This window comes from Parafannyhessea umbonata (assembly GCF_900111255.1).
In the GTDB taxonomy this organism is placed as follows: Bacteria; Actinomycetota; Coriobacteriia; order Coriobacteriales; family Atopobiaceae; genus Olsenella_J; species Olsenella_J umbonata_A.
In genome coordinates, this window is the sequence record NZ_FOGP01000010.1 from 1 (window position 1) to 9,069 (window position 9,069).

Annotated in this window: 1 protein-coding gene; it reads right to left on the reverse strand. The window is 58.7% G+C overall.

The window, feature by feature from the left end; all coding sequences use genetic code 11:
- A partial coding sequence (locus BMY31_RS08685) for an InlB B-repeat-containing protein (protein WP_091009917.1) occupies nucleotides 1-9,069 on the reverse strand: 9,069 nt, incomplete at both ends.

Genomic DNA, 9,069 nt, shown 5'->3' on the forward strand with positions numbered 1-9,069 from the left:
CACGGTGACGACGGAGTTGGGCAGGTCGTCGACGTCGACGCCGGAGGGATCGCCGTTGTTGTTCTCCTCGTAGACAACCTTGTAGTCGACGCCGGCGTCAGAGTGCTTGACGTCCCACTTGGCGTAGAGAGTGACGCTGGTAACGGACGTACTGGCGACGAGGTCCTTGTACGCCTCTGCGGAGGCGTAGGGGTTGGTGAGGCCCGCGTCCTTGAACCAGCCGGCGAAGGCGTAGCCCTGGCGGGTCGGGCCGCCGGCGACGCCGGAGACGTAGGTGGTGTCGAAGCCGGAGGTCGACCACTTGACGTCGGTCACGACGGAGTTGGGCAGGTCGTCCACGTCGACGCCGGTCGGGTCGTCGTCGTTGTTCTCCTCGTAGATGACCTGGAAGCCGCCGATCTCGTCCCACTTAGCGTAGAGAGTAAGCGTATTAGTCTCATCGTTGCCACCGAGGAGCTTGACAAGCTGGCCATAGGTCTCCCCCGCGGTCACCTGGTGAGACCAGGCTACATTGTCCGTGAACCAACCAATGAAGTTGAAGCCAGCCTTGCGCGGGGTGGTCGGGTTCTTATATGCAGCGTCGTAGACGGTGTCAAGGTTTGCGGTATCCCACTTAACAACCGGCACCGTAGAGGACTCGGGCAGGTCAACGACGGCATTTCCGCCGTCCTCATCATAGATGACGCTGTAGGGCGTACCAGAGCTGTCCTGGGACTTTGCGCCCCAGATTGCGTAAAGGGTGATAACGTCTCCGTCGGTCGAGGTGAAGTCGGGATTAATGGCCTGCATGTCAGCATAGGCGGTGCCAAGGCCGGAAGGAATGACGTTCCAGGCGATGAAGTTATAGCCCTCTCGAGAGTACGCGTTGGGAGTAAGGCTGTCGCCCGCGGCACCATAGGTGACGCTCTGGTCAGTCATAGAACCGGTCGCGGGATCAGCGGTCGGGTAGGTCGCGTCGTTGGCATCAAACTTTATCGTGTAAGTAATACCCACCCAGTTGGCGTAGAGCTTCAGAATCTTGGCAGCCCCCTGGCCGTCGGTGTAAGCGGTCGAGTAGACCGTGGCAGGAGTAATGGCAATCATCGTGCCGTCGGCCTTCTGGTACGCCCAACCGTCGACTTTGTAGCCGGTCCTGCTGGCAGGCGCAGAGAAGATCGAGGCGCCGAGGCCAGTCGTACTCCAGGCGACGCCGGTACGGTCCGAAGCGATCTTATTGAGGGTGGCGGGATCATCGTAGTACTCGATAGCGTAATCGCCGGCCTCGTCCCACTTGGCGTACAGCGTAACCTTGGTGACCGTATCGCTACCCGCAAGGGCGCCATACGTGCTGCCGGGCGTGACAGGCTGGGCCCAGACGCCGTTGTCAAGGAACCAGCCGCCGAAGTTGTAGCCCGCACGAGTCGGGTTGCCGGAGGTGGAATCGGCCCTCGTGGTGTTCGTGAAGCCGGAATCGTGCCACTTCACGTTGGTGAGGTCGATGACATCGATGCCAGCAGCATCGTCGTCGTTATTCTCCTCGTAGACGACCTCGAAGCCATCCTTGACGGCCCACGTGCCCGTAACCGTGAGGTTCATTGCGGGCATAGAGAACGTGCCGTCGGCCGCAACGGTGGTGGGAGTCGTGCCATCGCTCGTGGTCCACCCGACGAAGGTGTAGCCAGGGTAGGAGTTCTCAAATCCGGTGGGCACCGTTTGAACGATTCCGTAAGCAACGGTAGTCGTTGCGGGAAGGACGGAAGTGGCACCGGAGGGAACATCAGCTGCGAATGCATACGTGAGAGTGAAGATGTTGCGCGTGTAGAAGAGACGCAGGACAGCCGATCCATCCGCAAGGATGGTGGTACTCAGTACATTGCCTGCGTTCGGAGAATCGAACGTGAAGCCTGTAATGGAAGGCGCTGGCGAGGGAGCGTTTACAGTCGTACCAGTCGTCCCCGTGAGGATCTCATCCGCCTTGTAGGTCGTGTTGTGAGAGAACGTAGAGTTGGTCGCGTCATCGGCGAGCCAGTACTCGACGGTGTAATTGGTATTGGCATCGGCGACGAACACCGCAGTGTAGGTAACCGCGTCATAGAAGCCGCTACCGTTCTTCTGGGGTGTAAGGGTCTCGCCATTCGCGCCAGAGATCCAGGCCGGGTCGGTAATAGTGTTGCCAGACGCATCCTCCCAGTGATCGAACTTATAGCCGGTGTTGGCGGTTGCCGTCGAGCCAGCGGGTGCCGCGGATTCGGTGCTGAGGCTATCGGAGGTCCTCGAGACGCCGCCGTAGGAGCTGGGATTGGCAACGTAATTTATCACGAGGCCCGCATAGTCCCAGACCGGGTAGAGCTTGGTGTTCGCCGCAGGCATCACGAAACCAGTGTCACTCTCGGGCCAGAAGTCGGAACCGTCAGTGGTCCAGCCCTTCAGTGTGTAGCCCGCGCGAGTGATGGCACCGGTGCCCAAAAGGGTAACGGTAGTGCCGGCCTTGTGATTCTCGATCACGTTGCCGGAGGTGACGGTCACGCCACTCCCCCACACCGCGACAGGCGAGAACTCGTTGCCGTCAGTGCCGACGTGCATGAAGGTAAGGTCGTAGGGCTTGCCCTCCCACATTGCGGTGAGGGTATAGTTAGTGTCGACGGCGGTGGGCAGAGTCTCCTGCGTAATGCCGTTGGCGGAGTCGTTATAGGTGTAGTGCTTGTTGCCAGACCCATCCTCCCACATCCAGCCAAGGAAGACGTAGCCCGTCTGGCCGGCGGGATCGCTTGTCAGAGAGTCAACCTCACCGTTATAGCCAGGCCAGACCGCATTGAACGCAAGGTTTGCGAACTCGGTACGTCCAGCGACGTGGGCAGTGAATGTTCCGACGCTACCAGGCAGGTAGGAGACGGTAAAGCTGTGAGCCCAAATCGCAGTGAAGGTTGTGTTGCCGAGAATTGCAATGTCCTGAGGCCTCTTGGTAGAACCGTTAGCGTCGATTACACCATCGCCGTCGGTATCCATGTCATAGTCCCAGCCGACCAGGTAATAACCAGTGGACGGGGTCGCGGAGACGTTGGCCATAGACGGATTGCCGTTGTAATCGACATTCTGAGTCGTACCGGTGCCAGTGACAAGCCCCTTGCTGGTATCACCGGAGATAAAGTTGACCACATAGCTTTCCTTGACCCAGTTTCCGGAGATAGTCACGTCGGAATCCGGCATCGCAAACGTATGGTCAGCGGCAACCGTAATAGTACTACCAGACGCATCCGTCACGTTCCACCCGTTGAACGTGTAGTGAGAAAGTGTAGGAGCGGGATCGGAGACGGTAAAGGTGTCGCCGTACAGGACGCCATTGATTACAGCCGGGCTCGGAAGCGCAGGAGCTCCAGATACGCTGTTGTTGTACTGGTAGGTCACCTTGTGGGCGTTGCGCGTATAGAAGGCCTTGAGCACGAGGGTGGGGTTGCCGCCGCTGTCAACGCCGACGACGCCTGTGTAGACCGTACCCGTAACACTCGGGTTGTAGGTAAAGCCAGTGTAGGACTTAGGAATGATGCTGGAGATGGCAGTGCCCTCAGTGGCGGAAATCGTGTCCACGTCATCGGGGGTCGTGCCGTAGCTTCCGTCAAGGGCCTGCTTATAGTGCTCGACCGTGTATGTCGTTGCGGAAAGGTCCGCGAACTTTGCAATGTAGGTCCTCGCGACCCATGCGCCGCTCTCAGCCTGGGGCGTAAGCTTGTTGCTCGCGTCAACCCAAGCTGCGTTGACCGCGTGCTCGCCAGAATCGTCATTGTAGACCCACCCGATGAACTTGTAGCCGCTATTGGCCGTGGGGGTGGAGCCAGTAATGGTCGAGCCATCACTGTGTAGGCCCGTGAGGGCGTTAACGGTCTCGGTGGTCGCGTACACGGAGCCGTACCCAAAGGGATCCGCAATGTAGTTGATGGTGACAGAGGCCACATTCCAGATTGCCTTGAGGATCCTCTTGGCAGTCGAAGAGGCAGCGGGGTCACCGGCAATCTGGCCGTAGGAGGGGTCGTTAGTGCCGTAGATCGCAGTGGCCGTGGCGCCACCATCGGGCGTGTACTCCCAGCCACCAAACGTGTAGCCGTTGCGGACAGGGTCAACAGAGGGGATAAGCCCCTTCTGAGTCCACGCAACACCCGTCTTGTCGGAATAATTCCCCCCACTGCCTGCGGTGCCACCGTTGAGGTCATACCCCACGGAGTAGAACGTGTTCTCGCGGAAGTACAGCTTCAGGGGAACCGTAGACCCACTGACGATCGTAACGGAGAGGACGTTGTTGGTGTCAGAGGCATCGAAGTGGTAGCCGGGGATGCTCTCGGTGCGATAGTCGATGTTCTCGGGGTTCGGAGTGGCATTAGTAGCATCCACGACGGTACCAGCGGCTGCCGAAACGGGGGTCGACTGGTGATGCATGGAAGTAACCGTACCGTCAGCGCTCACGATGAAGTACTGAACGTTGTACTTACCATCCTGGGCCCAAATTGCCTTGATTGTGGCATAGGAGACGCTGGAGTCGTTGCCCGCGATGGTGGAGAAGGGCGTTGCGGAGGTTGCCTCATTGGAGGTCAGCGTAACGTGGTCGGGACCATAGTAAACCCACTTGACAAAGGTGTACCCGGTCTTCGTGGGAGTGACGGTCAGGTTAGTATCCCCCCACTTGACGCCGGTCTTATCAGCAATGGGGTTACCTCCGTCGGTGTCGTACTTGACGACATAGGTGTTCTCGATGTAGTGGGCGTAGAGCGTAACGGTCATAACCGAGTCGCTCGCAGCAAGAGAGCTGTAGGCATCTCCGCTGCTCACTTTGTTGGGCGCAGAGAAGTCCGTCTCGCTCTTGTACCAGCCGTCGAAGGTGTAGCCGTCCTTGACCGGATTCTCGCTGGGAAGAAGACCGGTCTGGGTCCAGGTGACAGGATTCTTGTCATCGAAGGCATTCGCGTTGCCGGTAGGAGAAACGCCTCCCTCGGTGTTGTAGCGAACGGTGTACCCAGTCTTCTCGACCCACTTCGCATACAGGGTGAGCGAGTTGGCCGTCTTGGTGGAGACGTTGGGCCTCTCGTAGACCTCATTGAACTTCATCGTGGAAGTCACATCGGTGCCAGACGTGAAATCAGAGGTCCAGTACCAACCGGCCAGCGTGTAGCCAGCCTTGGTGGAAACGCCGGTGGGAAGAATGTTGGCCGCATCGTAGGTGAGGCCAGTGCGGTCGCTAACCGCAGAACCACCAAGCTCGTCATAAAGGACGGTGTACCCAGACGCCGCCTTGTAAATCGCCTTAAACGTCGCGTTGTCGTAAATCGTGATGGTAGTCGGGAATGCAACGTTATAGCTCGTCCCCGTCAGGGTATTGCCGGTCGCATCCTTGTAGTTGTACTCCCAGCCGTCGAGCACATATCCGGGGTTACCAGAGGCGGAAGTACCAGCAGGGTTCGAACCGTATGCAACGTTCTCCGTCGTTATGCCGGTGATACTTCCGTTGGCATCCGAGGTGTAGGTGACGGTGTACTGAATGGGCTCAAAGACTGCGTAGTACGTCTCGGCATCGTAGATGCCGCTACTCCCAACCTGCGGGGTAAGGGTTCCGTCGGTAGCAACCCACGCGGCAGGAACGCTGGCCCCGGAAGCCGAGCCAACCTTCCAGCCAACCAGGGTGTAGCCCGTTGAGGGGATAGCCTGAGAACCGCTAATTCCGGTGCCATCGTTGTGCGTTCCGGAGGCAGACTTGACGCTCTCGGTCGAAACGGTGACGGTGCCACCCGCAGTCGGAGACGCAGCGTAGTTGATGGTCACGTACGCCTCGTCCCAAACGGGGTAGAGAACCGAAGCGGCCGCAGGCATGTTGATGTTCGATCCCGCGTTGTAAACGGTGGGATCGCCCGCGAACTTCCAGCCCCTGAGGGTGTAGCCGTCACGGGTGATGCCGGAGGACTTGAGGGTGAAGCTCTCCCCCGCCGCGTGAGACTCGTTAGGATCAGGAACACCAGCGCCCCAAGTGGCAGCCGGAGAGAAATCCGTGCCATCCTCCTGCGTATGGACATAGGTGAGAGTGAACCTTATAAGCTTCCACTGGGCAACGAAGGTCGTGGATCCGCCCAGGGCCGAGACAGGATCGGGGCTGACGGGCCTAGTCTTCTGAGTAGTACCCGTCTCACCAGCGTAGTCGGCATACGAAGCACCGCCCTCGGTCCACTTCCAGCCCACGAACTCGTAGCCGGGCTTGGCCTTGGGGAAGCCCCCGTCAAGAAGGCTGGTCGGGAATGCAGGGATAGGATCGGAAAGGGTGAGGCCGGTAGTGGACGCGTCGGAGAGACTCCAGTCTCCGCCGACACCCGGGTCGTAGGCGATTGTCATCGTCGTACCCCACTGAGCGGTGAACAATGTCTTGCCGAGGATGGTCACGGACATGGGGTTAGCCGTGGCCACACCGGTGACATCGTACACGCCGTCGCCATCCGTATCCATATCGCAAGTCCAACCGATGAAGTACCAGTTCGCTGTATCCTTCTCGGCAACGGTAACGACGTCGGTGGGCGTGCTGTTGTACGCAATGCCGGTCTTGGTAATGGTTGCGTTGCTCGTATCGGTGCCATTGTCCTTAATGGTTCCCTTTGCAGCATCGGTGGTGTCATAGGTGACATCGAAGGTGTCGTACGACCAATCGCCGATGAGCCTCACGTCATAACCCGGCATGGTGAACGTCTTGTTCTTGATGTCCGAACCGGTAAGCGTGAGCGTCCTCACGCTGCCGTCGTTGTACGTTGCGGTCCAGCCGTTGAACTTATAACCGTAGTACGTGCCGGGGTCAGGAGTGGTAACCGTATCGCCGGCGTGAGCCGTGACAGGACTCGTCGGGAACGTGATGGTACCAGGAACATTTCCGGTCCAGTTATAAACGATATTCAGAGAATTGAACTTGAAGTAGAGCTTGAGGACATTGGGTCCAGTCGCATTGACCGTGATGGAGGCATCTCCAAGAACGGAAGGAGCAACGTAAGAGTAACCGGGAATCACCGTAATAGTGTAGTTGTTTCCATTCGCATTAGTCGGAGTAACGACATCACCCATGGTCGCGTTGTTCACGGTGACGGTGCGAGCCGTGTCCTTGCTGTAGTTAGAAGCAATCGTACTGTCGGTCGAGCCGGAATTCTCGAGGTAGAACTCAATGGTATACGTGAGGTCAGAACGAGGAGTCACCCAGAGGTAGTAAGTTGCCGCGTCGTACACCCCGGCGTTGGGCAGCGGCGTGATCTTGTGGGAGGTGCCATTGACGAAGGAGTTGGACACTGCATTCATGCCAGCGCCATCCGTCGTCCACTTGTCAAACACATATCCCGTCGGGATGACGACTTCGGCGCCATAGATTGACGTGTCATCGGTATGCTTGCCGCTGACAGAGCCGACAGATTCGGACTTGGAAGTACCAGAAGCACCGTTGACCTTGACCTCGAGGCCCGTAACCGCGCTGCCGGCAGCATAGTTGATGGTGACCATGTTCTCTTGCCAGATGGCGTACACGGTGACGTAACCGGTGTGAGACGAATCGTTGTTGAAGAAGCTGTCGATGGCGCTGTAGACGGTCGAGGCATTGACCGTCATGCCAGAGCCATCCTTACTCGTGTTCCAAGACTGGAACGAGTAGTTGCCGCGCGTGGGGTTGGAGTTGGCAGTATTGTTGGCCGCGCCGGGGGTGAATGCGGTGGAGCCCCAGCTGAGACCAGACTTCGAAGAGTCGCCAGATCCACCGTTCTTATCGAAGTAGACCATGTAATCGTTGCGCGCGGTCCACTTTGCGTAGAGGTTAACGACGCCGTCGGAAGTGGCGGGAACGACGAAGGACGCCCCGTCGGGGATAACGGTCCCCGTGCCGTTGGACGCAGTGGTCCAGCCCGCGAAATTGTATCCGTTACGAGAGAAAGCGTTTGCAGTCAGAGCGGGAACAGTCTCACCCGTCTTATACCCAGTGAGATTACCCATGGTACCGGTAGCGTCAGATGCGACCTTGTTAAAGACGATGGTCGCAGCCTTGCCGTTCCAGACCGCGATGAACTGAACATTAGAGGTAACGGGGCCGAAGGACGCGCCGCCCGAATAGGTGGTACTGCCATCCGACCAGCCGCCAAAGTCATATCCAGTACGAGCGAATCCCGTGCCGGCGTCGAGGGTAACGTTAGAGCCATCAACGACGGTAGTGGAAGCAGGATTTGCCCCTGAATCCGCACCGCTCGTGTTATAGGAGATGGTATAGGAGGCCTTAGCAGACCACTGCGCATACACGGTGACCGAATCCGCGTCGGCAGCACCATTGGCCGCCACAAGCTGATCATAGGTCTGCGAACCAGAGATCGCAAGGCCCGTGCCATCGGCCTTCGTATTGTAGCCGGTGAAATTGAACCCAGAACGGGTGGGTGCGCCAGCCGGGGCCGTCGCAGGAACGACGGACGTGAAAGAGAGCCCGTTCAGATCGGAGGTGTTAGAACCGCCGAAGGTGCCGCCGCTGCCGGCGTCATACGTCACCTTGTAATCGTTCCTTGCGGTCCAAACAGCGTAAAGGTCAAGATTGCTAGTAAGCGTAACGGTCGCACCGTTGCCATAGGCGACGCTACCTCCAGCGGTGGTAGACCATCCAGTGAATGCGTAACCAGGATTGGTGAAAGCATTCGAGTTGAGAGCAGCTGCGGTGTTATAGGGTACGGTCTGAGCCGCCATGGTACCCGAGCCGCCGTTTGCGTGGAACGTAACGGTAAGATCAGCCGTGGCGCTGTTGGTCGCGTTCATGATGATGAAGGTCCAGTCCTTGTGCGTGTGGGAGTTCTTGGTGCCGAGCAGGTCCATGATCGACGCGGTCGCGCCGGGGGCGAGCGAGAGCGTGCCCGCCAGGGGCTTCGTGTCGGAGTCGTAGACCACGCCGACGGTGTCCGTCTGCGAGGCGCCGAGCACGTAGCGCCAGTCACCAGAGAAGCCGGACGGAATCGCGGGGGCGGTGGTCGTGCTGTCGGGCTCGACTCCGGGGTCGGTCTTAATGAAGCCCGCGGACCTGTTGGACTGGTAGTAGACGCCGACCGGGACGGAGGTCCA